Annotated in this window: 28 protein-coding genes; 8 read left to right on the top strand and 20 right to left on the bottom strand. The window is 66.1% G+C overall.

From position 1 onward, the window contains the following. Positions 1-30 precede the first annotated feature (30 nt). The 3 genes from cobT (at position 31) to BRSPCE3_RS14040 (ending at position 2,080) form a co-directional block, all read left to right on the top strand. A complete protein-coding gene (gene cobT, locus BRSPCE3_RS14050; RefSeq protein WP_244066399.1) occupies positions 31-1,044 on the top strand; it encodes a nicotinate-nucleotide--dimethylbenzimidazole phosphoribosyltransferase in 1,014 nt (337 codons plus the stop codon). A 175-nt stretch (positions 1,045-1,219) separates the two neighbouring features. Further along, complete coding sequence (locus tag BRSPCE3_RS14045; protein WP_097676695.1) at positions 1,220-1,510, top strand: hypothetical protein; 291 nt, start codon at positions 1,220-1,222, stop codon at positions 1,508-1,510. 147 nt (positions 1,511-1,657) lie between these two features. Continuing rightward, positions 1,658-2,080 (top strand): hypothetical protein, encoded by a 423-nt coding sequence (locus tag BRSPCE3_RS14040; RefSeq protein ID WP_244066398.1) that lies wholly within the window; start codon positions 1,658-1,660, stop codon positions 2,078-2,080. A gap of 169 nt (positions 2,081-2,249) precedes the next feature. Here the strand turns inward: BRSPCE3_RS14040 and BRSPCE3_RS14035 are convergent, their stop codons facing one another. The 5 genes from BRSPCE3_RS14035 to BRSPCE3_RS14015 form a co-directional block, all read right to left on the bottom strand. Further along, on the bottom strand, positions 2,250-2,660 hold the full coding sequence (locus BRSPCE3_RS14035; protein WP_244066397.1) for a VOC family protein: 411 nt from the start codon (positions 2,658-2,660) through the stop codon (positions 2,250-2,252). Positions 2,661-2,743: 83 nt separating this feature from the next. Beyond that, entirely contained in the window at positions 2,744-3,280 is a 537-nt protein-coding gene (locus BRSPCE3_RS14030) for an SRPBCC family protein (protein WP_244066396.1), read from the bottom strand. A 49-nt stretch (positions 3,281-3,329) separates the two neighbouring features. Next, entirely contained in the window at positions 3,330-3,740 is a 411-nt protein-coding gene (locus tag BRSPCE3_RS14025) for a DoxX family protein (RefSeq protein ID WP_244066395.1), read from the bottom strand. A gap of 374 nt (positions 3,741-4,114) precedes the next feature. Beyond that, entirely contained in the window at positions 4,115-5,389 is a 1,275-nt protein-coding gene (locus tag BRSPCE3_RS14020) for an RNA polymerase sigma factor (RefSeq protein WP_244066394.1), read from the bottom strand. Next, entirely contained in the window at positions 5,386-5,754 is a 369-nt protein-coding gene (locus tag BRSPCE3_RS14015; RefSeq protein ID WP_244066393.1) for a YciI family protein, read from the bottom strand. The genes BRSPCE3_RS14020 and BRSPCE3_RS14015 overlap by 4 nt, the downstream gene beginning before the upstream one ends. Here BRSPCE3_RS14015 and BRSPCE3_RS14010 point away from each other — a divergent pair. Continuing rightward, a complete protein-coding gene (locus BRSPCE3_RS14010; protein WP_244066392.1) occupies positions 5,741-5,950 on the top strand; it encodes a hypothetical protein in 210 nt (69 codons plus the stop codon). The genes BRSPCE3_RS14015 and BRSPCE3_RS14010 overlap by 14 nt on opposite strands. On the opposite strand, the gene BRSPCE3_RS14005 is transcribed toward BRSPCE3_RS14010, so the two are convergent. Further along, a complete protein-coding gene (locus BRSPCE3_RS14005) occupies positions 5,941-6,228 on the bottom strand; it encodes a hypothetical protein (protein WP_244066391.1) in 288 nt (95 codons plus the stop codon). The two genes, BRSPCE3_RS14010 and BRSPCE3_RS14005, sit on opposite strands and share 10 nt — an antisense overlap. Before the next feature lie 89 nt (positions 6,229-6,317). Here BRSPCE3_RS14005 and BRSPCE3_RS14000 point away from each other — a divergent pair, with 89 nt between their 5' ends. Continuing rightward, complete coding sequence (locus BRSPCE3_RS14000) at positions 6,318-7,283, top strand: glyoxylate/hydroxypyruvate reductase A (protein WP_244066390.1); 966 nt, start codon at positions 6,318-6,320, stop codon at positions 7,281-7,283. A gap of 248 nt (positions 7,284-7,531) precedes the next feature. On the opposite strand, the gene BRSPCE3_RS13995 is transcribed toward BRSPCE3_RS14000, so the two are convergent. From BRSPCE3_RS13995 to BRSPCE3_RS13980, 4 genes are all read right to left on the bottom strand, one after another. Further along, positions 7,532-8,011: an SRPBCC domain-containing protein gene (locus BRSPCE3_RS13995; protein ID WP_244066389.1), complete on the bottom strand. Its 480-nt coding sequence runs from the start codon at positions 8,009-8,011 to the stop codon at positions 7,532-7,534. Next, positions 8,004-8,408, bottom strand: coding sequence for a metalloregulator ArsR/SmtB family transcription factor (locus BRSPCE3_RS13990; protein WP_244066388.1), 405 nt, complete (start codon positions 8,406-8,408; stop codon positions 8,004-8,006). The genes BRSPCE3_RS13995 and BRSPCE3_RS13990 overlap by 8 nt, the downstream gene beginning before the upstream one ends. 98 nt (positions 8,409-8,506) lie before the next feature. Beyond that, complete coding sequence (locus BRSPCE3_RS13985; RefSeq protein ID WP_244066387.1) at positions 8,507-9,157, bottom strand: dihydrofolate reductase family protein; 651 nt, start codon at positions 9,155-9,157, stop codon at positions 8,507-8,509. 90 nt (positions 9,158-9,247) lie between these two features. Further along, complete coding sequence (locus BRSPCE3_RS13980) at positions 9,248-9,907, bottom strand: TetR/AcrR family transcriptional regulator (protein WP_244066386.1); 660 nt, start codon at positions 9,905-9,907, stop codon at positions 9,248-9,250. 97 nt (positions 9,908-10,004) lie between these two features. On the opposite strand from BRSPCE3_RS13980, the gene BRSPCE3_RS13975 reads away from it, so the two are divergent. Further along, positions 10,005-10,649 carry a glutathione binding-like protein gene (locus BRSPCE3_RS13975; RefSeq protein WP_244066385.1) on the top strand — a complete coding sequence of 215 codons (645 nt, stop codon included), beginning with the start codon at positions 10,005-10,007 and terminating at the stop codon, positions 10,647-10,649. A gap of 53 nt (positions 10,650-10,702) precedes the next feature. Here the strand turns inward: BRSPCE3_RS13975 and BRSPCE3_RS13970 are convergent, their stop codons facing one another. The 8 genes from BRSPCE3_RS13970 to BRSPCE3_RS13935 all read right to left on the bottom strand — a co-directional run bounded on the left by BRSPCE3_RS13970 (position 10,703) and on the right by BRSPCE3_RS13935 (position 17,045). Beyond that, positions 10,703-10,987: a hypothetical protein gene (locus tag BRSPCE3_RS13970; protein ID WP_244066384.1), complete on the bottom strand. Its 285-nt coding sequence runs from the start codon at positions 10,985-10,987 to the stop codon at positions 10,703-10,705. Positions 10,988-11,388: 401 nt separating this feature from the next. Next, positions 11,389-11,856: a nuclear transport factor 2 family protein gene (locus tag BRSPCE3_RS13965; protein WP_244066383.1), complete on the bottom strand. Its 468-nt coding sequence runs from the start codon at positions 11,854-11,856 to the stop codon at positions 11,389-11,391. A gap of 80 nt (positions 11,857-11,936) precedes the next feature. Beyond that, positions 11,937-12,386 carry a tol-pal system-associated acyl-CoA thioesterase gene (gene ybgC / locus BRSPCE3_RS13960; protein ID WP_021076499.1) on the bottom strand — a complete coding sequence of 150 codons (450 nt, stop codon included), beginning with the start codon at positions 12,384-12,386 and terminating at the stop codon, positions 11,937-11,939. Positions 12,387-12,508: 122 nt separating this feature from the next. Beyond that, positions 12,509-13,426, bottom strand: coding sequence for a metallophosphoesterase (locus BRSPCE3_RS13955; RefSeq protein WP_244066382.1), 918 nt, complete (start codon positions 13,424-13,426; stop codon positions 12,509-12,511). A gap of 170 nt (positions 13,427-13,596) precedes the next feature. After that, positions 13,597-14,646: a Holliday junction branch migration DNA helicase RuvB gene (gene ruvB, locus BRSPCE3_RS13950; protein WP_283843119.1), complete on the bottom strand. Its 1,050-nt coding sequence runs from the start codon at positions 14,644-14,646 to the stop codon at positions 13,597-13,599. Then, a complete protein-coding gene (gene ruvA, locus BRSPCE3_RS13945; RefSeq protein ID WP_244066381.1) occupies positions 14,643-15,260 on the bottom strand; it encodes a Holliday junction branch migration protein RuvA in 618 nt (205 codons plus the stop codon). Before ruvA ends, ruvB begins: the two co-directional genes overlap by 4 nt. A gap of 295 nt (positions 15,261-15,555) precedes the next feature. Further along, positions 15,556-16,083, bottom strand: a complete 528-nt coding sequence (ruvC, locus tag BRSPCE3_RS13940; protein WP_244066380.1) for a crossover junction endodeoxyribonuclease RuvC — start codon at positions 16,081-16,083, stop codon at positions 15,556-15,558. A 215-nt stretch (positions 16,084-16,298) separates the two neighbouring features. Then, positions 16,299-17,045, bottom strand: coding sequence for a YebC/PmpR family DNA-binding transcriptional regulator (locus tag BRSPCE3_RS13935; RefSeq protein ID WP_244066379.1), 747 nt, complete (start codon positions 17,043-17,045; stop codon positions 16,299-16,301). A gap of 224 nt (positions 17,046-17,269) precedes the next feature. Here BRSPCE3_RS13935 and BRSPCE3_RS13930 point away from each other — a divergent pair, with 224 nt between their 5' ends. Together BRSPCE3_RS13930 and BRSPCE3_RS13925 are read left to right on the top strand one after the other, a co-directional pair. Further along, entirely contained in the window at positions 17,270-19,036 is a 1,767-nt protein-coding gene (locus tag BRSPCE3_RS13930; protein WP_244066378.1) for a methyl-accepting chemotaxis protein, read from the top strand. A gap of 198 nt (positions 19,037-19,234) precedes the next feature. Continuing rightward, entirely contained in the window at positions 19,235-20,659 is a 1,425-nt protein-coding gene (locus BRSPCE3_RS13925) for a methyl-accepting chemotaxis protein (RefSeq protein WP_244066377.1), read from the top strand. Between the two features lie 229 nt (positions 20,660-20,888). Here the strand turns inward: BRSPCE3_RS13925 and BRSPCE3_RS13920 are convergent, their stop codons facing one another. Next, positions 20,889-21,716, bottom strand: coding sequence for a TIGR00282 family metallophosphoesterase (locus BRSPCE3_RS13920; protein ID WP_244066376.1), 828 nt, complete (start codon positions 21,714-21,716; stop codon positions 20,889-20,891). Between the two features lie 2 nt (positions 21,717-21,718). After that, on the bottom strand, positions 21,719-22,297 hold the full coding sequence (locus tag BRSPCE3_RS13915) for a 5-formyltetrahydrofolate cyclo-ligase (RefSeq protein ID WP_244066375.1): 579 nt from the start codon (positions 22,295-22,297) through the stop codon (positions 21,719-21,721). Positions 22,298-22,427: the final 130 nt, after the last annotated feature.

Below are 22,427 nucleotides of genomic sequence, written 5' to 3'. Positions count from 1 at the left end.
AGTTTGCGCCCCGCTCGACGAGGGAATCGCATGCAGTTCAGTACTCTAGACGACATCCGCAGCTTTTGTCGCGACCTGCCCGAGGGCGACGGGGCGAGCGCCAAGGCCGCCGCGCTTCGCCAGCAGAACCTGACCAAGCCGCCGGGCAGCCTCGGCCGGCTGGAGGAGGCTGCGATCTGGCTGGCGCGCTGGCAGGGCCGCGAGATCCCCCGGCTCGACCAGGTCACCATTGCCGTGTTCGCCGGCAATCACGGCATCGCCGAGCGCGGCGTCTCCGCCTATCCGTCCGAGGTCACGGCGCAGATGGTCGCGAACTTCGCCGCGGGCGGTGCCGCGATCAACCAGATCGCAAAGCTTGCCGGCGCCGAATTGCGTGTCGAGCCGCTCGAGCTCGCGCGGCCGACCCGCGATTTCACGATGGCTACCGCGATGGATGGCGCCGATTTCCTGGTCGCGTTCGACACCGGATGGCGCGCGGTGCCCGAGCAATGCGATCTGCTGGTGGTCGGCGAGATGGGTATCGCCAACACCACTGTGGCCGCAACGCTGTGCGCGGCCCTGATGGGCGGACGCGGCGCGCGCTGGGCCGGACGCGGCACCGGCGTCGACGATGCCGGCTTGCTGCGCAAGCGCACGGTGATCGATACCGCGCTGAAGCTGCATCGCAGCCTGCTCGACGATCCCTTGGCGGTCGCAGTCGCGCTCGGCGGGCGCGAGCTTGCGGCGATCGCAGGCGCCGTGCTGGCAGCGCGTGCGAGATCGATCCCGGTGCTGCTCGACGGCTTTGTGGCGACGTCGGCGGTGCTGCCGCTGGCGCGGCTTGCCCCCAATGCCCTCGCGCATTGCCGCGCCGGGCATGTCTCGGCCGAACTCGGCCACCGCGAACTGCTGCGCGAACTCGCGCTCGCCCCCCTGCTCGATCTCGAAATGCGGCTCGGCGAAGCCTCCGGCGCGGCAATTGCGATCCTGCTGCTGCGCGCCGCACTCGCCTGTCACTCCGGAATGGCGACCTTTGCCGAGGCCGGCGTTTCCGGCGCGGGCTGAGGCCCGCGGGATCGGCCGAACCACGCCGAAGAAGGCGGTGCATATCGTCGATCCAGGCCGACAATCTTCGCGTGCGCAGCATGACCTCTACGCGCTGGAGGCCTAACCTTTGCCCCGGTGGGGCGCCGCCGGCGTCTCGGCCAAGCTGAACCAGATACCGGGGAGAAATCGCGTCATGTCGGGAGTCCTCATCAATCTGATCATTCAAATCATCAGCGGAGCCGTCGGCGGCAATGTCGCCGCGGGGGCGGCCAAGAACATCGATCTCGGCACGCTCGGAAACACCATCGCAGGTGCCATCGGCGGCGGCGCCGGCGGACAGCTTCTGGGCATGCTGATCCCGCTGCTCGCCAATTCCGGCGCGACGCCTGACATCGGCAGCATCATCGGACAGGTCGCCGGCGGCGGCGTTGCCGGCGCGGTGCTCACCGCGATCGTGGGCGCGCTCAAGAACCGGGCAGCCTGAACCCGACTGTCATCGCCTATGGGGGGCATCGGTCTTGACGATGCCCCATTCCCGCGCGAGCCTTGCGACTTCAGATCTTGCGACTTCAGATCTTGCGACTTCAGATGCGGCGGGACCTCGCGCGCATTACGAGCATGGATTGCGCTGATGAAAATGCTTGTCGCGGCGGCAGCCCTCTGCGCAACAATTGGCTGCGCGCATGGCGACGTTCGCATCCTCGCCAGCCCCGGCGGGCAGGTCGGCCCGTTCATCGAGCTGTTCGACAAGGTGCGCGAGTCCGGCGAGCGCGTGGTGATCGACGGGCCGTGCCTGTCGGCCTGCACGCTGGTGCTCTCGATGGTGCCGGGCGATCGCATCTGCGTGACGCGGCGCGCCGTGCTCGGCTTCCACGCCGCGCGCTCGATCGACCGGCGCGGCCGCACCTATGCGGAGCCGGAAGCCTCCGAAGCGGTGCTGGAAGCCTACCCGGCGCCGGTGCGCGGCTGGATCGTGCGCCGCGGCGGCCTGACCTCGCGCCTGCTGCTCTTGCGCGGCCGCGAGCTCGCCGCAATCTATCCGCGGTGCAGGTAGGGCTCCCTCCATCCCGTCATCCTGAGGCGCGAGCGGAGCGAGCCTCGAAGGATGCACGGCCCGGATCGTGGCCGTCGACCCTTCGAGACGCGCGCGCTGCGCGCTCCTCCAGCGACAACGGCAAGGCCGTTGCGCGGGGGTGACGGTGGTAGAGGGCGCACTTCCCGCCCTACATCTGCTGCGGGCAGTTCACCATCCAGGGGATGCCGAACTGATCGACGCACATGCCGAAGCCGTTGGAGAAGAAGGTCTTGCCGAACGGCATGGTGACCGTGCCACCTTCCGACAGCGCCTTGAAGCGGCGTTCGCCCTCGGCGGGATCCTCGACCTGCAGCGCGACGTGAAAGCCCTGCGGCTTCTGGAAGTGGCCGGGCGGGGCGTCGGAGGCCATGATGATCTCGCCGTCGATCGTCAGCCGGGCGTGCATGATCTTGTCCTTCCAGCCGGGCGGCGTCTGCATCTCCGCGTTGCCCTCGCCATAGGGGAAGGTTTCTTCGATCCGCGCGCCCAAAACCTTCTGGTAGAAGTTCAGCGCGGCGCCGCAATTGCCGTCGTAGGAGAGATAGGGGTTGACCTGCATCACATGCTCCCTTGAGTAACTGGATTCTTGTTCTAACGCGTTTTCTTCGCGCGAACCGTTAAACCACTTCGCTCGAAAACGCGCTATTTTTCCGTCAGCTTCTTCAGATTGGCGAGACCGGCCTCGAAATCCCTGCCGATCATGTGATCCAGGTTCATGAACACCTGCATCACCTTCGACATGAAGACGGCCGGACCGTACATGGTCCATGTGACGCTGGTCGCATCTCCCTGCGGCAGCATTGTGAACTCCGCGGTGTTGTGGCCCTCGAACGGCTTGAGGAAGTCGAGCTTGATCACGACCTTCGACGGCGCGGCGGATTGCAGGATCTCCATGCGGCCGGCGCCGACATTCTTGTCGCCCTCCCAGGCATAGGCCGCGCCCTGCCCGCGCCCGGCGCCGCTGTAGATGCGCTTCATGGCCGGATCCCGGTTCTCGTAGGGCGACCAGACCGTCCACTGCCGGAAATCGTCGATCAACGGAAAGATCCGCTCGGCCGGCGCGTTGATGCTGATCGCACGCGTGACGCGCAATGTGCTCGGCTTGGTCGCCGCGAGGACCAGGATGACGGCGATCGCGACGGCAAGGATGATCGCGATGATGGCAATGGTCTCGAACATGACAGTCTCCGGATGGATGAATTGAGGAAAATGCGTCAGAACATGTTGCTCAGCGGCGGAACGGCAGCAGCGCGCGCAGATTGCCGTCGCGCAGATAGAGCCCGCCCCACAATATCAGGCCGAGATAGAGCCCGAACAGCGTGTGGGTGAACAGCGGGCTGCCGATCCGCACATGGGAAGCGATCGCGCCGCCGAGATAGCCGGTGAGCAGGATGGCGCCAAGGATCGAGGTCGGCGGCACCGAGTACAACAACGTGCAGACGATGGTGATGATGCCGAGGCTGCGCGCCAGCGTATCGCTCGCGCCCCAGCCCATCTTGTCCATGGTCTCGGTGACGACTTGCAACGGCACCAGCTTGATCGCGCCGTCGAACAGCAGGAACAGGACGACCACACCGCTCATCACGCTGCCGGTGATGCGGGCGGGCTTTGAGATTTCGGTGTCGACGATCGTCGGCATGGCGGGCTCCGTAACGCTTGGTGATGCTCTCTGCCTTCATGACGAACGGAGGCCCGCGGGGCCGACAGGGACGGCGAAGAATTTTTAGGAGTTGCACGAGCGATGCGCACGTCGATCAGCGCGCCCGGGGCTTACCCCTCTCCCCACCCTCCCCCGCAAGGGGGGAGGGAGCCTGACTGGCGTGCTCACCTCACGCGATCGGCTGGTGATGTTCTTGTTCTCATATGAGGGACGCATCGGCGGAGGGGTTCCCTCCCCCCTTGCGGGGTCCGAGGCGAGCGAAGCTCGCTCTCGAGGGTTAGGGAGAGGGGTATCGCACGGGAAGTGTCTCGGACCAGACTTGAGCAACGCAGGCCTTTTGAGCAGTACGGCCGCTACTTCGCCTTCGCACTGCGCTGGCTGTCGCGCATCAGGCGGTCGATATGCATGCGGATGTGGGCCGCTTCGGCGGTGGTGTTGGCGAGCGCGATGGCGCGGTCGAAGGCGACGCGCGCTTCCTCGTTGCGGCCGAGTTGCATCAGGAAGGCGCCGCGCACGCCGAAATAATGGAAGTAGTTGGCAAGCCGCGGCGCCAGCGGCTCGATCATCTCGAGCGCGGCTTCCGGCCCCTTCACCTTGGAGACCGCCACTGCGCGGTTGAGCGTGATCACCGGCGACGGCTGCATCACCTCGAGCGCGCCGTAGAGCAGGTCGATCTGGGTCCAGTCGGTATCCTCGGGCTTTTCCGCGCGGGCGTGCAGGGCGGCGATCGCGGCCTGCACCTGATACGGCCCGCTGCGGCGATGGCGCATCGCCTTGTCGATCAGCGCGAGACCTTCGGCGATCAGCTTCTGATTCCACATACCGCGATCCTGGTCGTCGAGCAGGATCACCTGGCCATCGGTATCGAAGCGCGCCGCGGCGCGGGCGTGCTGCAACAGCAAGAGCGCGGTCAGCCCCATGATCTCGGGCTCGCTCTGGAACAGCCGCAGCAGCAGGCGTGCGAGCCTGATCGCCTCCTCGCACAGCGGCGAGCGGATTTCAGCGGTGTCGCCGCTCGCCGAATAGCCCTCGTTGAAGATCAGATAGATCATCGCAGCGACCGAGACGAGCCGCTCGCTGCGCTCGACCGCGCCCGGCGTCTCGAACGGCACATTGGCGTCGGCGACGCGCGTCTTGGCCCGCGTGATGCGCTGCTCCATCGCGGCTTCCGAGACCAGGAAGGCGCGCGCGATCTGCTTCACCGACAGGCCGGAGACGATGCGCAGCGCCAGCGCGATCTGCTGCGTCGCCGGCAGGTCCTTGTGACAGCAGATGAACAGCAACCGCAGGATGTCGTCGCGGTAGTGCGAGCCGTCGAGCCGCTCGGCGAGCTCTTCCTCGGCATCGCCGAGGTCGGAGATCGCCTGGTCGTCGTCGGGCAACGCCTCCTGCTTCCTGCCGCGCCGGATGTCGTCGATCGCGACGTTGCGACCGACCATGATCAGCCACGCCGCCGGATCGCGCGGCGGGCCGTTCTGTGGCCAGCTCTTCAGCGCCCGCAGGCAGGCGTTCTGGAACGCCTCCTCGGCGGTATCGAGATTGCGGAAGTAGCGCAGCAGGGCGCCGACCGCCTGGGGACGCGCGGATGTCAGTGCAGCATCGATCCAGGCGGTGTCGGTCACGCTCACGCCTTCGTACCTCCCTGGGTGAAGTAGCCGACCGGGCGGATCTCATAGGTGCCGCCGGGATTGGCCTCGCCGAGGTCGCGCGCGATGTCGAGCACCTCGTCGAGGTTCTTGCCCTCGACCAGATAGAAGCCGAGCAGTTGCTCCTTGGTTTCGGCGAACGGGCCGTCGAGCACCAGCGGCGGGTTTTCCTTGCGCAGCGTGGTCGCCGCGGTGGTCGGCAGCAGCCGCGCCACCGGGCCGAGCTTGCCCTGCTTGGCGAGCTTGTCCTGCACGACGGACAATTTCTGCATGACCGAGGCGTCGTGTTCCTTGCTCCAGGAACCGACCATGTCTTCGTCATGATAGCAGAGGATGGCGTACAGCATCGAAAAGGCATCTCCGTTCATTGCAAGAACGAACGATTATGCCCGCTGCCGACAAGGGGCGCGAAAGAAAATTCAGGTTCCAGATGCCGGCGGTGGATTTGACCTGGGCTTCGTCGCACGCCTCGGCAGACTGTCCAACGCGACGACGGCGCGTCAGGCCATCGCCACGGCGATCAAGATTGCGATTCACCAATAGACGCCGTAGCGGGCGGCGATCCGGCGCGCCTTGGCTTCATCGCTCTCGCGGCGGCGAGCGTGGCTCCGCTGCGCCGGACCGGACGGCTGCGGCCGCGCGGATTCCGCCGGCTGGGCCTGCGACGAGGCCGGCTGGGCCGCGGCCGGCGCCGGAGCAACGGCCGGTTGCGCCTGGGCGGGCGTATCGGCGTTTGCGAGCACGAGGCCACGGCTCTGGCCGGCATGCGCGGCGGCGGCGGAGGCCGCGATGAAAGCCGCGATCAGCATCAGTTTGCGCATGGAAGTTCTCCCCTGTTGGTGGCAGGAGACTAGGGAGCGGGCGGATCTCGTTATGTGATCTACATCACATTGAAGTTGGAGGTATCTGGATGGGTAAGGGCGCACTCGCGCTGCTGATCAATGGCGGCTCGGAAAACTGGTCGTCGGCGCGCTGGAAGGCGCGGTTCGGCACGGTCTGCTCCGACCGCCGCGTGGTGCTGCTGCCGGACGGTGCGCTCGATCCCGCCGAGGTGCACTATGCGGCGGTGTGGAAGCCGAAGCCGGGCGAGCTCGCTTCGTTCAAGAACCTGCGCGTCATCTTCAATCTCGGCGCTGGCGTCGATGCGCTGATGGCCGACCGCTCGCTGCCCGACGTGCCGCTGGTGCGGGTCGCGGTCGGCGATCTCACCGATCGCATGACCGAATATGTCGTGCTGCATGTGCTGATGCATCACCGCCAGGAGCTTTACCTGCGCGAGTCGCAGCGCAAGAAGCGCTGGGCGCCGGACTATCAATGGGCGGCAAGCGCGATCACCGTCGGCGTGATGGGGCTCGGCACCCTCGGCGCGGCCTCGGCAAAGGCGCTGCGCGCGCTCGGCTTCCGCGTCGTCGGCTGGAGCCGTAGCGAGAAGCGGATCGAGGGCATCGCCTGCTACCACGGCACTGAGGGGCTCGATGCCTTCCTGCGCGCGACCAACATCCTGGTCTGCCTGCTGCCGCTGACGCCGGACACGCGGCATGTGCTGAACCGCGATGCGTTCGCCAAGCTCAATCGCGAGAGCCCGCTCGGTGCGCCCGTCATCATCAATGCCGGCCGCGGCGGCTTGCAGAACGAGGCCGACATCCTGCGCGCGCTCGACGACGGCACGCTGGGCGCCGCCTCGCTCGACGTCTACGAGACCGAGCCGCTGCCGCAGGACAGTCCGTTCTGGAGCCACCCGAAGGTCGTGCTGACGCCGCACAACGCCGCAGACACCGACGCCGACGAGATCTCGAAATACGTCGCGCAACAGATCGCGCGCTTCGAACAAGGCGGGGAGCTGGAGAACGTCGTCGATCGCGGACGGGGGTATTGAGGTCGGCGCGTAGCCCGGATGCAGCGAAGCGAAATCCGGGGTCCTTGCAGCGGAAAGACTGCTCCCGGATTGCGCGGAGCCTGTCATCGGGCACGCGTTCGCGCGACCCGTTGGCTACATCCGGGCTACGAAGCTGGCGCCCGTCTCAAAATCGTCATTGCGAGCGAAGCGAAGCAATCCATACCTCCGCATGTGCGGCACGATGGATTGCTTCGTCGCGTTGCTCCTCGCAATGACGACGTGCAACATCACCCCATCCCGGCAACCACCTCCGCGAGCCGGTCGTAGGCGGGCTCGACGCCCTTGTCGATGCCGGAGTTGAGATGGCCGTCGCGCGCTTCCTTGGTGGGATGGCGGATCGTGGTGGTCAGCGTGGTGGTGCCGCCGTCCTCGACGAAGGTCGAGATGACCAGATATTCGTCGCTGGTGAAGCCCGGCATCGCAAAGGTTTCGCCGAACGCCAGCCGCTCGGGGCGCACCACCTCGCGGTAGGTGCCGGTGAGTTCATGCTCGATGCCCTCGGACGAACGGAAGACAAAGCGGTAGCGGCCACCGACGCGCAAATCGACCTCGCACACCGGCATCGCCATCGTCTCGCAGCCGAGCCAGCGCACCAGATATTCCGGCTTGGTCATCGCATCGAACACGAAGCGCCGCGGCGCGTCGAACTGGCGCGTCATGGCAAATTCGAAATCCGACGGGGTCGTGATCCTCAGCGTCTTATCCACGCGTGCGTCCACGTTGCTTCTCCTTTTTTACTCTGACTTTACGGTTGCTGCGCGGCGGGGCCTTCGCGGCCTCCTCCGCCTTCATCTCCTCGAGCAGGCCGTCGAGGCGGTTGAAGCTCTCGTCCCAAAAGCGGCGGAAATTCCCGAGCCAACCGTCGACCTCCTTGAACGAGGCGGGCGCGATCCGGCACGGCCGCCACTGCGCCTCGCGCCCGCGCGAGATCAGGCCAGCATGCTCCAGCACCTTCAGATGTTTCGAGATCGCCGGCAGGCTCATGTCGAACGGCTCTGCCAGCTCCATCACCGAGGTCTCGCCCAGCGCGAGCCGCGCCAGGATCGCGCGCCGGGTCGGATCGGCCAGCGCCGCGAAGGTCGAACTGAGGGGATCGAGCGGCATTTATTTAGCTCATCGGTTAAATAACCTATGGGTTAAATACGCTCGAACGGCGTTCGCGTCAACGGCCGATTTTGGCCGCTGACGCGAGCGTGAACGATCTACGATTTGCGCGCGAAGGTGACGTGGGTGGCGTGCGGGCTCGCGACGTGCGAGACGACGGCATAGCCGAGCGCCGGCAGATCGATACCCGCGAAAAGGCTCTCGCCGGCGCCGAGCACGACCGGCGGCAGCACCAATTGCAGCTCGTCGAGCAAACGCGCCTGCAGGAATTGCCGCACCACCGACACGCCGCCGCCGACCCGGATGTCCTTGTCCCCCGCAACGGCGCGCGCCCGCTCGAGCGCGGCGTGAATGCCGTCGGTCACGAAATGGAACGTGGTGCCGCCTTCCATTTCGATGTCAGGCCGTGCGTGATGGGTCAGCACGTAGGTCGGCGTGTGATACGGCGGATTGGGGCCCCACCAGCCCTTCCAGGAATCATCCAGCCATGGCCCGCGGATCGGGCCGAACATGTTTCGCCCGAGGATCCACGCACCGATGTTCTCCATCGCCTTGCGGGCGATCTCGTCGTCGAGCCCGGTGGTGCCGCCGTCCTTTCCGACCATCGCGCGGAACGCCCGCGTCTCGAAGAACCAGGCGGCGGGCAGCGCCAGGCCGCCCTCGCCGAATGGATGTTCGAGGCTTTGCCGCGGCGCCGCGCCAAATCCGTCGATCGAGACCGTGAAGACTGAAGTCCTGACTTTTCCCATGAGATTCCACTTCCGTGAGTTGAGGGAGCTTACGGAAGACGGGCGGGAAAACCAGCGCCCGACATTTAATGTGGAGAAAATTCGAGGCTGTTATTTGGCCCCGCACATCACGTCGAGGGCGCCCTTCACGATCGCCTCGAGTTCCTTGCGCGGCACGCGGGCGCGAGCGCGGATCGCGATGGTGTGGATGGTGGCGGAGGCAAGGTGCGCCAGCGCCGCCGGATCGGCCCCCTCCGGCAGTTCGCCGCGCTCCCTGGCCTCGCGGAAGCAGATGCCGAATGCCTTGTCGAGCTCGGTCAGTCCCGCCAGCACCATGGTGCGGATCTCGGGATCGGACACCGCCTCGGACGCCGCCGTCATCACCGTGAAGCAGCCGCGCGGACCGGACTCGCCGGAGAGGTAGATGTCGAGCGCGATCCGATAGATGCGCTCGAGCCGCTCGCGCAGCGGCGCTTCCGCGCGGAAGATATCGACCATCGCGGCGCGCGCGTCGTCGCGGTAGCGCTGGTAACTCTTGATGTAGAGCTCGCGCTTGTCGCCGAACGCGCCATAGAGGCTCGGCCGGTTCATGCCGGTCGCCGCACTGAGATCATCGAGCGAGGTCGCGGCAAAGCCGTCGCGACGGAACAGATCGAGCGCCTTGCCGAGCGCGACGTCGGGTTCATAGGCGCGCGGCCGCCCGCGCCGCTTCGGCGCGACCGGCGCGTCGATTTTGGCAGCAGATGGCGGCTTCTTACTTTTTTGTACCATTTCGAATTTAATTCCTTGACGCGACCAATACTATCCAAGACAGTACAAAAATCAACAATGGCCGGGACATCCGCGCCAGACGCCCCAAGGAGGCACCATGGACCTGTATTTCTCCCCGCTCGCCTGCTCGATGGCGACCCGCGTCGCGCTCTATGAAGCCGGCCAGCCGGCCAACTATCTCGAGGTCGATCCGAAGACCAAGCAAGTGCGCAACGACGGCACCGACTTCAACAAGGTCAACCCGCTCGGGCTGGTGCCGACCTTGCGCACCGACGACGGCGTGGTGCTGACCGAGAACGCCGCGATCCTGCAATATGTCGCCGACCAGTTCCCGCGCGCCGGCCTCGGCACCGCGTCGAACGCCGAGCGTTCAAAGCTGCATCAATGGCTGTGCTTCATCGGCACCGAGCTGCACAAGGGCCTGTTCCTGCCGCTGCTCGACAAAAAGGCGCCGCCGGAGGCCAAGAGCTACGCGCTGGAGAAGTACGTCTCGCGGCTCGACTATGTCGAGAACCACCTGAAGGGCCGCGACTATCTGCTCGATCACTTCAGCGTCGCCGACGCCTATCTCGTCACGGTGATCAACTGGACCATGGCAACGCCGCCGATCGAGCTTTCGAAATGGCCGGCGCTGAAGGCCTATTACGAGCGCCTGCGCACGAGGCCGTCGGTCGCGAAGGCGATCGCGGAAGAGTTCGAGCTCTACAAGGCCGAGATCGCGCGGCACAAGGCAGTGGCGTAAGATACGTCGCGAGGCGACGGTCCCAAGCGCGGGGCCGTCGACCCTTCTTGCGGTCAGCAGCCTCGGCAAATCGAAAGCTTGCGCTTATCGAGCTCCCCGGTCGCGGGTTTCCCCTTCCCGCCGGGAGGGGATGGCATCTCAAAAAACACCGGGATGAAGTACTTCCATTCATCGTAGTATTCAGCCGGCAAGGAATATGGCTGGCATAGCGAGATCGCTTGCAGCGCGCTCTTGCGATAGGCCTGAGAGTAGTCTGACACGGCCGGACTGTTCTGCGACGACACCGACGGCGGCTCCGCCAGCGAGCCTTCCCGTGTCAGCTTGACCTCGATAACCAACTTTATGCTCGCTGCCTCGTCCCCAACGGGGGCAGGTTTACGCCAACACTTGGTGACCTGAGAGCGAAACAGCGCCCCCCATGTTGCGGAATGGTCTGCGCTGCTCTGCGCAGCCGCGGGCTGGGCAAGGATGACGGCGGTCGGGAGCAAGAGCCCTGCGAGCACTACGGCAGTGGAACGTTCAATTGGCATGTAATGGACCCGGCGGACGCGGTGAGGTTGCAACCGCCGACCAGCATAAATCAGCCCTCTTCGAGACGCGCAAACGTTTTCGATGAGTCCACACAAGCGCCCCGTAGCCCGGATGGAGCGCAGCGCAATCCGGGATCGACCGCGCAACAGGAAAGACCGCCCCGGATTTCGCTTCGCTCCATCCGGGCTACGAAGCTACGGAGCCCCGATCAGAACGGCTCCTGCCCCAGCCCGGGCACATCGGCCGGACGCGGGCCCGGCGCGGGCCAGTGGAAGCGGCGATCCTTCTCCGCGATCGCGATGTCGTTGATTGAGGCTTCGCGGCGGCGCATCAGGCCGTGCTCGTCGAACTCCCACTGCTCGTTGCCGTAGGAACGAAACCAGTTGCCGGCGGCATCGTGCCATTCATACTGGAAGCGGACCGCGATGCGGTTGCCGTCGAACGCCCAGAGATCCTTGATCAGGCGATACTCGTGCTCCTTTTCCCATTTGCGGGTCAGGAAGGCCACGATCGCCTCGCGCCCTTGAAACACCTCGGAGCGGTTGCGCCAGCGGCTGTCCTCGGTATAGGCGCCGGCAACCCGAACCGGGTCGCGCGAATTCCAGGCATCCTCCGCCATGCGCGCCTTCTGCGCGGCGGTCTCGCGGGTGAACGGCGGCAGCGGTGGGCGTGACATCGGCGATCCCTCATTGTTTAAAGCGCAAATCTAGCGCCGCGCCGCGCAGAGTCGATGGGCCGTTCCCTATCGGCCGATAGTCAGGCCAGATCGGCCTTCATGAGGGCGCGGATGGACTTCGGAATCGGCTGTGCCCTGCCCTGACTGACGAAGGCGACGCGCACCTGCGCCTTCACAAGCACGTCATCGCCGCGCCTGACCTCCTGCGCCAGCATGATGGAGGCGCCCTTCACCGCGATCGGCCAGGTCACGACGTCGAGCATGTCGTCCATCCGCGCGGGCTTGAGGAAGTCCAGCGTCATCGAGCGCACGACAAAGGCGAAGCCGCCGGTCTCCTCCTGCGCCTCCTCGAACAGCGCGTTCTGTTCGGCGCCCATCAGGCGGAGATGATTGGTGCGCCCGCGCTCCATGAACCGCAAATAGTTGGCGTGGTAGACGATGCCGGAAAAGTCGGTGTCTTCGTAATAGACGCGGACCTGCATATGATGTCGGCCATCGCGGATCGCGCCGTCGATATGGGGTAGAGTCAATTGCGGCCCCTCGATTGAGGTCGTTTGAGCATGATCTTTTCGGAAAACCGCTTCGCACTTTTCCGGATCATGCTTTGGAACACCAATCGTGTTGCGCAAATCGCGCGATCACGCAAGCGCGATCAGGACACCACCGGGCCCTTTGCACCGAGTGTCACCTGCACGATCTCGGGCGGCACGCCGAGGCGGAACGGCATGATGCTGCAGCCGAGGCCGCCGGAGACGACGACGTCGCATTTCAGCTTAATGTGACCGTAAGCGAGCCGCATGCCGTGCTTCACCGGCACCGCGGGCGACCAGCCGAGCAGCCGGATCTGGCCGCCATGGGTGTGACCGGAGAGTTGCAGCGCGACACGCGACGGCACGCGGAGCGCGACGTCGGGCTCGTGCGCGAGCAGGATCACCGGCGCGTCGTCGGTGACCTTTGCGAGCGTCCCGTTGAGGTCGTCGACGCCGATGCGCCTGATCTCGCGATAGCGCCGCGCCGCCATGAAGGCGAGCTGGTCGCCGAGACCGGCGAGCCAGAACGGACGATTATCTTTGACGAGCCGCACCGCATCGTTCTCGTAGACCGGAATGCCCGCACGCTCCAGCGCACGGCGCGCGACGGGTGTGCCCTGCCCCAGCCGCTGCACCGCCTTGTCTTCCCAGTAATCATGATTGCCGAGCACGGCATGGACACCGAGCGGCGCCTTCAGGCCCTTCAGCACAGCGGCCCATTCCGAGGCCGGAATGAACCGGGTGACATGGCGCAGCCCCGCGACATAGTCACCGAGCAGCACGATGATGTCGGGGTTCAGCGCATTGGTCCGTTCGACGATCTCGGCGATTCGATCGAGCGACATCCATGGATCGCAGGCGTGAATGTCGGCGAGCGCGACGATCTTGAGCGGAAAGTCCGACGGCCATTGCCGCGGCGACAGATCGTAGCGCGTCAGCGTGAGGCGGACGACCGGCTCGCTGATACCGTAGGCCGCGGTCGAGGCGCCGGCGGCGGTCAATCCGCCGAAGCCGCGAAGAAAATGACGACGTGAAATCATGGACGTGTGATCGGTGATGCCTGAGCGATCATAGGCCCTCTATTGAAGCGAAATTGGGCCGCGTTTGTGCAGACGGCCTGCAGACGCTTCGCAATGGTTAGCCAACAAGGTTACCGTCAAGCGTGACACGTCGCACCAACACGTGTTTTCACGTCTTCGAGAGCGGAGGCTCAGTCCTCGTCGCCATTGCCGCCGAACAGGCCGAACTGCGAGGGATCGCGGTTCGGCTCGGCAAGGCCGAGATGGCGGAAGGCATGCGAGGTCAACAGTCGGCCGCGCGGGGTGCGCTGCAGATAGCCGCACTGGATCAGATAGGGCTCGATGATGTCCTCGATCGCATCACGCGGCTCCGACAGCGCCGCCGCCATGGTCTCGACACCGACCGGCCCGCCGCCATAGTTCAAGGCGATGGTGGTGAGATAACGCCGGTCCATCGCATCCAGCCCGGCGCTGTCGACCTCGAGCGCGCTGAGCGCACGGTCGGCGATGCCGCGGTCGATGGAATCGGCGTCCGCTGCGGAGGCGAAGTCGCGCACCCGGCGCAGCAGGCGGCCGGCGATGCGCGGCGTGCCGCGGGCGCGGCGCGCGATCTCGTTGGCGCCATCGGCGCTCATCCCGATGTTGAGCACGCGGGCGCCGCGGGTGACGATCTTCTCCAGCTCTTCCACGGTGTAGAAATTGAGCCGGATCGGAATGCCGAAGCGGTCGCGCAGCGGATTGGTGAGCAGGCCCGCGCGCGTGGTGGCGCCGACCAGGGTGAATTTCGACAGCTCGATCTTCACCGAGCGCGCCGCCGGACCTTCGCCGATGATCAGATCGAGCTGGAAATCCTCCATCGCGGGATAGAGCACCTCCTCGACCGCCGGGCTGAGGCGATGAATCTCGTCGATGAACAGCACATCGCGCTCTTCGAGATTGGTGAGCAGCGCCGCGAGATCGCCGGCCTTCGCGATCACCGGGCCGGAGGTGGCGCGGAAGCCGACACCAAGCTCGCGCGCGACGATCTGCGCCAGCGTGGTCTTGCCGAGGCCGGGGGGACCGACGAACAGCACGTGATCGAGCGCCTCGCCGCGCTTCTTCGCCGCCTCGATGAAGATCGAGAGATTCTTGCGCGCCTGGGCCTGGCCGACGAACTCCGTCAGCGACTGCGGCCGCAGCGCGGTGTCGCCGACATCGTCGGAGCGGCGCTCGGGCGTCACCATGCGGGGCGGCGTATTCACTTCGACAATTCCTTAAGCCCCAGCCGGATCAGCTGCGCGGTCTCGGCCTTCTCCCCGGCGCTGCGCGAGGCGGCGGCAATCGCGGCGGCGGCCTGCGGCTGGCCGTAGCCGAGATTGACCAGCGCGGAGATCGCGTCCGTCACCGGCCGCGGCGCGCGGTTGTTGTCGATCGCGCCCGACAGTTGCACCACCGCGGGATCGACATCGGCAAAGCCCGGCGCCTTGTCCTTCAATTCGCTGACGATGCGCTCGGCGACCTTCGGCCCGACCCCTGGCGTGCGCGCCACCGCGGCCTTGTCGCGCAGCGCGATGGCGTTGGCGAGATCGGTCGGCGGCAAGGTGCCGAGCACCGCGAGCGCGACCTTGGCGCCGACGCCCTGCACGGTCTGCAGCAGGCGAAACCATTCGCGTTCGAGATCCGAGCGGAAGCCGAACAGCTTGATCGCGTCCTCGCGGACATAGGTCTCGATCGACAGCACGGCCGCCCCGCCCGGCTGTGGCAGCGCCTGCAACGTACGGCTGGCGCAATGCACCTGATAACCGACGCCGCCGACGTCGAGGATCACGTAATCCTCGCCATAGGAATCGATCAGCCCCTTCAGCTTGCCGATCATCGCGCGCCCCCGGGCTCGGTGGTCACGCTGCGTTCGAATCCTTCAGTGAGGGGCGCAGCGGCGGAAGGGTTCCCTCCCCCGTTGCGGGGGAGGATTAGGGAGAGGGGTAAGCCCCGGGCGCTAACCTCAGAGATGCGACGACGACCCAGCAACGAAGCGCGCGAGATGACCGAGCGCGGTGCGAGCGTTGTTCGCGCACTGCGTCGCGCTGTCGAGCAAGCGGTACCCCTCTCCCCAACCCTCCCCCGCAAGGGGGGAGGGAGCCCGACCAGCGTGCTCTCCTTACTTGCGATCCTCATAGGTTCGCCACCCGAAGCCGCAGCGCGGCGCTCTGGCGGTGATGGGCGTGGGTAATCGCGATCGCGAGCGCGTCGGCGGCGTCGGCGGATGGCGGCTCGGCTTTCGGCAGCAGGATCTTGAGCATCACCTGGATCTGGTTCTTCTCGGCATGGCCGGCGCCGACCACGGTCTTCTTGACCTGGTTCGGCGCGTATTCGGCGACCGAGATACCGAACATTGCGGGCGCCAGCATGGCGACACCGCGGGCCTGACCGAGTTTCAGCGTGGCCACGCCGTCCTTGTTGACGAAGGTCTGCTCGACCGCGGCCTCTGCCGGCCTGAAGTCGCCGAGCACGGCGGCCAGCCCCTCATGGATCGCGAGCAGCCGGCTCGCCAGCGGCAGATTGTCTGGCGGCTCGACCGAGCCGCAGCCGATATAGACCAGACGGTTGCCTTCGGTCTCGATCACGCCCCAGCCGGTGCGGCGGAGACCCGGATCGATACCGATGATGCGGACGGGAGTGCGAATCGGCTGGACTGTCATGCGGTAGTGATACCGCCTAGCCTGCGAGAACGAAACACAAACGGAGGCCCATCCCCTGCCGTGGTCGCCGGCGGCCCCGCTCGTCATCCCGCCTTCGCTCGTCATCCCGCGCGAAAGCGGGGGATCCAGTACGCCGCGGCTTCTCGGATCAAATGACGGTCTCTGGAATACTGGATCGCCCGATCAAGTCGGGCGACAACGGCGGAGCAAGTGGATCAGCCGCCCATCTTCGCGATCAGCGCGTCGGACACCTCGAAATTGGCGAACACGTTCTGCACGTCGTCGTGCTCGTTGAGCAGGTCCATCAGCTTCAAGAGCTTTTCGCCGGTCTCGTCGTCGACCGCGACGGTGTTTTGCGGCTTCCAGGTCAGCGCCGCCTTGCGCGGCTCGCCGAACTTCGCTTCCAGCGCCTTGGCCACTTCGCGGAAGGTGTCCTGCGAGGCGTAGACCTCGTGACCGCCTTCGCTGGAAGCCACATCGTCGGCGCCAGCCTCGATCGCGGCGTCCAGCATGGCGTCGTCGGAGGCGACCTTGGCGTCGTACTCGATGATGCCGGTGCGATCGAACATGAAGGCGACCGAGCCGGTTTCGCCGAGATTGCCGCCCGATTTGGTGAAGAAGGAGCGGATGTCGGAGGCAGCGCGGTTGCGGTTGTCGGTCAGCGCCTCGACGATGACGGCGACGCCGCCCGGGCCATAGCCCTCGTAGCGGATCTCGTCGTAGTTCTCGCCCTCATTGCCGGCGGCCTTCTTGATGGCGCGGTCGATATTGTCCTTGGGCATGTTCTCGGCGCGGGCCGCGACCACGGCGGCGCGCAGCCGCGGGTTCATCGCCGGGTCGGGGGTGCCGAGCTTGGCCGCGACGGTGATTTCGCGGGCCAGCTTGCCGAAAAGCTTCGACTTCTGGGCATCCTGCCGGCCCTTGCGGTGCATGATGTTCTTGAATTGGGAATGGCCGGCCATGCGACGTCTCTTCGAGCCTAGGGTCTGAACAGGGGTGGAAAACGCGGCCTTATAGGCCCCTCACGGTCAAAATCAAAGGTCGGCGGGGGCCGTCCGGCCCGGCAATACTACCGCAAGCCGGAATATGAGGCACTTGTTAACCATGACTTCATGCCCGGATGCGAGGATCGCGCCGTCCCGCCGCAATTTTCCAAGGCAACGTCCAACAGCCCCACAGAGCCCCCATGGCGTTCGGTTTGTTTCGAAAGCAAGTGCCGGAGCCGGCTGCGCCTGCGACCGCGCCGCAGGTTCCAGACGCGGCTGCCGCGCCTGTCGTCTCGACCGAGACTGATTCGGCCAAGGATTCGGCCAAGGAGATCCTCGAGCTGCTGGAACTCGAGCTCGGCGCGATGATCCGCCAGCTCGAGCGCGCCGCGGGCTCGGTCGCCGACGGCGCCGAGGCGACGGCTGCCAAGCTCACCACCATCCGCGCCCGGACCGATGCGCTGAGCGGGCGCAGCAGCGATGCGCAGAGCACCGCGACGACGTTCTCGGAAGCCGCCGACCGCTTCACCTATTCCGCCGAGGGCATCGGCGCGCAGGTGCGCAGCGCGAGCCAGCTCGCCGACGATGCCGCCGCCGCCGCGCGCGAGGCCACCGCCAATGTCGACCGCCTGCGCGAGTCTTCAGCCGCGATCGGCAACGTCGTCAACCTGATCGCGCAGATTGCGCGGCAGACCACACTGCTCGCGCTCAACTCGACCATCGAAGCGGCGCGCGCCGGCGCCGCCGGCAAGGGCTTTGCGGTGGTCGCGACCGAGGTCAAGGCGCTCGCGGTGCAGACCCAGAGCGCGACCGAGGAGATCACCCGCAAGATCGAGGCGCTGCAGAAGGACGCTACCGGATCCGCGGACGCCGTCCACCGCATCTCGCAGGCGATCGACAAGATCCGCCCGGTGTTCGAGAACGTCAACGGCGCGGTCGCCGAGCAGAACCAGATCACCGGCGAGATGGGCCAGAACGCCGCATCCGCCTCCCACTTCATCGTCTCGGTCGGCACCAGCGCCGGCGAGATCGACAGTGCGACGCGCGAAGCCGCCGCGCATGGCGACAATGTCGCCAGGGCCGGCAAGGCGGTGACCGCGTTCGCCCAGAAGCTGAAGGCGCGCTGCGCGGTGCTGCTGCGCCAGGACGAGCGCGGCGATCCGCGCAAGAACGAGCGGCTGCCCTGCAGCCTCAAAATCGAGATCACGACCGCGCGCGGCATCGTCACCGCCCCGGTCTACGAGCTTGCGATGGACGGCATCCTGATCGGTGGGCCGGAGACCGAGAAGCTGCCGGCCCATGAGACGCTGAGCGCCACCTTGCAGGACGTCGGCGCGTGCCGGATCAGGATCGGCGAGCGCGCCAAGGCCGGCAGCCAGGCCCGCTTCGAGGCGCCGACATCAGAGCTGCGCGAGCAGATCGAAGACCGGATGTGGGCGATCCACGAGGAGAACGCCGAGCTCATCACCCGCGCGATGGAAGCCGGCCGCGAGCTGAGCAAGATTTTCGAGAACGGACTGGCAAGTGGCGCGCTCTCCCTCGCCGACATGTTCGATACCGACTATGTCGAGATCGCAGGCACCAATCCGGTGCAGTACCGCACCAAAATGCTGGATTGGGCGGATCGCACGCTGCCCGCGCCGCTCGAGGCGTTCCTCGCCAGGGACCAGCGCCTGGCGTTCTGCGCAACCGTCGACCGCAACGGCTATTTGCCGGTTCACAACAAGATCTACTCGCATCCGCAACGGCCCGGCGACGTGGCCTACAACACCGCCAATTGCCGCAACCGCCGCATCTTCAACGATGCCGCGGGCCTCGCCGCCGCGCACAATGAGCGCGCCTATCTGGTGCAGAGCTATGCGCGCGACATGGGCAACGGCAGCACCGTGATGATGCGCGAGATCGACGTGCCGATCCGCGTCCGCGGCCGGCACTGGGGCGCCTTCCGCACCGCCTACAAGCTTTGAACGCTTCGCAGCCCGGATGAAGCGCAGCGCAATCCGGGACACGTAATTCCACGGGAAGGGATCCCGGATTTCGCTGCGCTGCATCCGGGCTACGCACTGCGCGCTCAGGCAAGACGGCCTTCGCGAATCACGCTCTAGATCGGAATGGGGAATGCTGCGGCGGTTCGACGGGCCGCAGTGACGGGAGGACGTGCTGACATGTCGGCTGCGCAGCTTGCAGTGCTGGATACATCATCGAACCGGACGCTGGCCGAACGGCTGGTCGACCAGCTCGCCGACCGCATCGGCGGCCTCGGGGTCGAGCTCGCCGACATCGCCGGCAACGTCCAGGAGGTCGCCAACCGGGTCAGCAGCCAGTCGGACCGGTTCCATCATTTGCAGGAGACGGCCGAGACGATGGTCTCGGCCAATCACGACATCGCCAACGCATCGCAGGCGGTGCAATCGACCGCATCCGCCGCGGTCGGCCAGATCGCGGAGTCGCGCCATGTGGTGGAGACCGCGGTCAGCCACATCGCCGAGCTTGTCACCGCGGTCGGACGAATCGAGGCGCGGCTCGCCGCGGTCGGTTCGGCACTGAGCCAGGTTGCCAAGGTCTCGGGCTCGATCGAGGCGATCGCCAAGCAGACCAACCTGCTGGCGCTCAACGCCACCATCGAGGCGGCGCGCGCCGGCAACGCCGGCCGCGGCTTTGCCGTGGTCGCAAGCGAGGTGAAGAACCTCGCCGAGGCAACGCGCCAGGCGACGCATCAGATCTCCGACACCGTGCGCGATCTCGACGGCCAGATCGGCAGCCTGATCGGCGAAAGCAGCGACGCCTCGCTGCGCGCCAAGAGCGCCGGCGAAGGCGCCCGGCAGATCTCGGGCATCATCTCGCGCGTGCAGGAAGGCTTCGCATCCGTCGGCGCCGAGATCGGCAGCGTGGCACGCGCCGCGACCTCCAATCTCGGGCATTGCGACAGCGTGATCGCGGAACTCAACGAACTTGCCAAGGGCGTCGACCTCTCCTCGCGCGACCTCAAGCATGCCGACGGGCGCGTCGCGAAGCTGCTCGAGCTATCCGAGAACCTGATCGTGACGATCGCCGACAGCGGGGTCGAGACTTCCGATACGCCACTGATCCGGATCGTGATCGAGACCGCGAAGCAGATCACCGAGCTGTTCGAGAACGCCGTAGCAAGCGGCGAGATCACGCTCGCACAATTGATGGACGAGAATTATCGCGAGATCGCAGGCTCCAATCCGAAGCAGTACCTCACCGACTATGTCAGCTTCACCGACCGCGTGCTGCCCGCGATCCAGGACCCGATCCAGAAGAGCGATCCGCGCATCGTGTTCTGCGTCGCCTGGGCACGCAGCGGCTACCTGCCGACCCACAATCCGAACTATCGGCTGCCGCAGGGGCCGGACCCGGTGTGGAACAACGCCAATTGCCGCAACCGCCGGCTGTTCAACGACCGCGCGGTGAGCAAGGTCGCAGCCAACACCAAGCCATTCCTGCTGCAGACCTACCGCCGCGACATGGGCGGCGGCAATTTCGTGCTCATGAAGGACCTGTCGTCGCCGATCGTCGTGAACGGCCGCCACTGGGGCGCGTTCCGGATGGGATTCCGGCAAAGCTAGGCCAGCCCCCCGGCCGGCATTGCCAAAAAATGCAAAACAACCCCATGCACAGTAGCCGGCAGCTGCCAGCGCCCGGCATGGCGCTTGACACGTCGGGCAACTCAGATGTATTCTTCTATTATTCCGAAATGACTTGTAGCCCGGATGCAGCGAAGCGCAATCCGGGACCAGCCTCTCAACTCGAGAGAGGCCCCGGATTTCGCTGCGCTTCATCCGGGCTACGGTTGCTTCACTTTGTCCAGAACGGCGGCACCGCGGGCTCGAGCCGCCCGCCGGCGCGGACCGGCGCGACCTTGACCGCAAGACCGGTCGCATCGTCGGTCTCGACCGCGATGCCGCTGAGCGTCGCAACGCCGCCGGCCGGCTCGAAACGGCCGGAGGGAATGCCGGTGAGGAAGCGCTGCAGCGGCTCCTCCTTCTGCATGCCGATCACGGAATCATAATCGCCGGTCATGCCGGCGTCGCTCATATAGGCGGTGCCGCCGGGCAGCACCTGGTGATCGGCGGTCGGCACATGGGTATGGGTGCCGACCACAAGGCTGACGCGGCCGTCGCAGAAGAAGCCGACACCCTGCTTCTCGGAGGTGGCCTCGGCGTGGAAATCGAGCACGATGGCGTCGGCGCCCTCGCGCAACGGGCAGGCCTCGAGCTCGCGATCGATCGCGCTGAACGGATCGTTCGAGGACGGCTCCATGAAGACGCGGCCGATCGCGTTGAGCACCAGCGCGCGCTTGCCGGTCTTGGTGTCGACCAGCGTGGCGCCGCGGCCCGGCGAATGGCGCGGAAAATTCAGCGGGCGGATCAGGCGCGGCGCGCGCTCGATGAAGACCAGCGCCTCCTTCTGATTCCAGGCGTGGTTGCCGAGCGTGATCGCGTCGGCGCCGGCATCGAGCAGCTCCTGGTAGATCGCCTCGGTGATGCCGAAGCCGCCGGCGGAATTCTCGCCGTTGACGACGACGAGGTCGAGCGACCAGTCCCTGATCATGCCGGGAAGGTGGTCGGCGATGGCGGTGCGGCCGGTCCTGCCGACGACGTCACCAACGAAGAGAATACGCAAGGCTAGCTACTCCGGAAATCGAACGTCTTGCGCTCCGTTAGCACATAATCGAGCGGGACGTCGTGCGACAGCGCCGGTATAGCCTTGGTTTCCTGTGCGGCAAAAGCGATCCCGACCCCGATCACATGCTTGGCCTTGCGCAGATGCGCAAAGGTATAGTCGTAATAGCCGGCACCGTAGCCGATGCGGTGGCCGAGTTTGTCGAACGCCGCGAGCGGCACCAGCATGACGTCGGGATGCACCTCGGCCGCGGCCGGCGACGGCTCGGGAATGCCGAGCGGCCCGAGCATCAGCCGGTCCTGCGGCGACCAGCTGCGGAAGGTCAGCGACTGGCCGCGCGCATTGATGCAGGGCAGCGCCAGCCGCGCACCCTTGTCCGCCAGCTTCTTCATCAACGGGGCCGGATCGAACTCGCTGCGGATCGGGGCATAGCCGGAGACGATCATGCCCTGCGTGACCTCGAACGGCGCGCCGCGCCTGGCGAGCGCTTCGGCAGCGGTCGCGCGCTGCTCGTCGCTCAGCGCATCGCGCTTGGCGAGGGCAAGCGCCCGAAGCTCGGCCTTCGATGGAGATGCGTGCATGATCCATCTTCCGCTGTCGTCGTCCGCGACAACGGACGATCCATCATTCAGAGACGCCAGCATTCGTTAGGCCACGCCGCGGCGCACTGGACGCCCCGCTTCGCAGGGGACAGCGCTGCACCACAATCGA

This window comes from Bradyrhizobium sp. Ce-3, from assembly GCF_022835695.1.
GTDB lineage: Bacteria > Pseudomonadota > Alphaproteobacteria > Rhizobiales > Xanthobacteraceae > Bradyrhizobium.
This window is presented reverse-complemented; position numbering and strand designations above follow the sequence as displayed.

Coding starts and splice junctions, on each gene's coding strand:
- BRSPCE3_RS14035 (WP_244066397.1), bottom strand. CDS start 2,660: ATGCAGGTCAACCCCTATCTCTCCTACGACGGCAATTGCGGCGCCGCG.
- BRSPCE3_RS14005 (WP_244066391.1), bottom strand. CDS start 6,228: ATGCGCAAACTGATGCTGATCGCGGCTTTCATCGCGGCCTCCGCCGCC.
- BRSPCE3_RS13980 (WP_244066386.1), bottom strand. CDS start 9,907: ATGGTACAAAAAAGTAAGAAGCCGCCATCTGCTGCCAAAATCGACGCG.
- BRSPCE3_RS14025 (WP_244066395.1), bottom strand. CDS start 3,740: ATGCCGACGATCGTCGACACCGAAATCTCAAAGCCCGCCCGCATCACC.
- cobT (WP_244066399.1), top strand. CDS start 31: ATGCAGTTCAGTACTCTAGACGACATCCGCAGCTTTTGTCGCGACCTG.
- BRSPCE3_RS13935 (WP_244066379.1), bottom strand. CDS start 17,045: ATGGCCGGCCATTCCCAATTCAAGAACATCATGCACCGCAAGGGCCGG.
- BRSPCE3_RS13990 (WP_244066388.1), bottom strand. CDS start 8,408: ATGCCGCTCGATCCCCTCAGTTCGACCTTCGCGGCGCTGGCCGATCCG.
- ruvA (WP_244066381.1), bottom strand. CDS start 15,260: ATGATCGGCAAGCTGAAGGGGCTGATCGATTCCTATGGCGAGGATTAC.
- BRSPCE3_RS13965 (WP_244066383.1), bottom strand. CDS start 11,856: ATGTCACGCCCACCGCTGCCGCCGTTCACCCGCGAGACCGCCGCGCAG.
- BRSPCE3_RS13975 (WP_244066385.1), top strand. CDS start 10,005: ATGGACCTGTATTTCTCCCCGCTCGCCTGCTCGATGGCGACCCGCGTC.
- BRSPCE3_RS14015 (WP_244066393.1), bottom strand. CDS start 5,754: ATGCTGTACGCCATCCTCTGCTATCATGACGAAGACATGGTCGGTTCC.
- ruvC (WP_244066380.1), bottom strand. CDS start 16,083: ATGACAGTCCAGCCGATTCGCACTCCCGTCCGCATCATCGGTATCGAT.
- BRSPCE3_RS14000 (WP_244066390.1), top strand. CDS start 6,318: ATGGGTAAGGGCGCACTCGCGCTGCTGATCAATGGCGGCTCGGAAAAC.
- BRSPCE3_RS13925 (WP_244066377.1), top strand. CDS start 19,235: ATGTCGGCTGCGCAGCTTGCAGTGCTGGATACATCATCGAACCGGACG.
- BRSPCE3_RS14030 (WP_244066396.1), bottom strand. CDS start 3,280: ATGTTCGAGACCATTGCCATCATCGCGATCATCCTTGCCGTCGCGATC.
- BRSPCE3_RS13955 (WP_244066382.1), bottom strand. CDS start 13,426: ATGATTTCACGTCGTCATTTTCTTCGCGGCTTCGGCGGATTGACCGCC.
- BRSPCE3_RS14045 (WP_097676695.1), top strand. CDS start 1,220: ATGTCGGGAGTCCTCATCAATCTGATCATTCAAATCATCAGCGGAGCC.
- BRSPCE3_RS13915 (WP_244066375.1), bottom strand. CDS start 22,297: ATGCACGCATCTCCATCGAAGGCCGAGCTTCGGGCGCTTGCCCTCGCC.
- BRSPCE3_RS13985 (WP_244066387.1), bottom strand. CDS start 9,157: ATGGGAAAAGTCAGGACTTCAGTCTTCACGGTCTCGATCGACGGATTT.
- BRSPCE3_RS14040 (WP_244066398.1), top strand. CDS start 1,658: ATGAAAATGCTTGTCGCGGCGGCAGCCCTCTGCGCAACAATTGGCTGC.
- BRSPCE3_RS14010 (WP_244066392.1), top strand. CDS start 5,741: ATGGCGTACAGCATCGAAAAGGCATCTCCGTTCATTGCAAGAACGAAC.
- BRSPCE3_RS13930 (WP_244066378.1), top strand. CDS start 17,270: ATGGCGTTCGGTTTGTTTCGAAAGCAAGTGCCGGAGCCGGCTGCGCCT.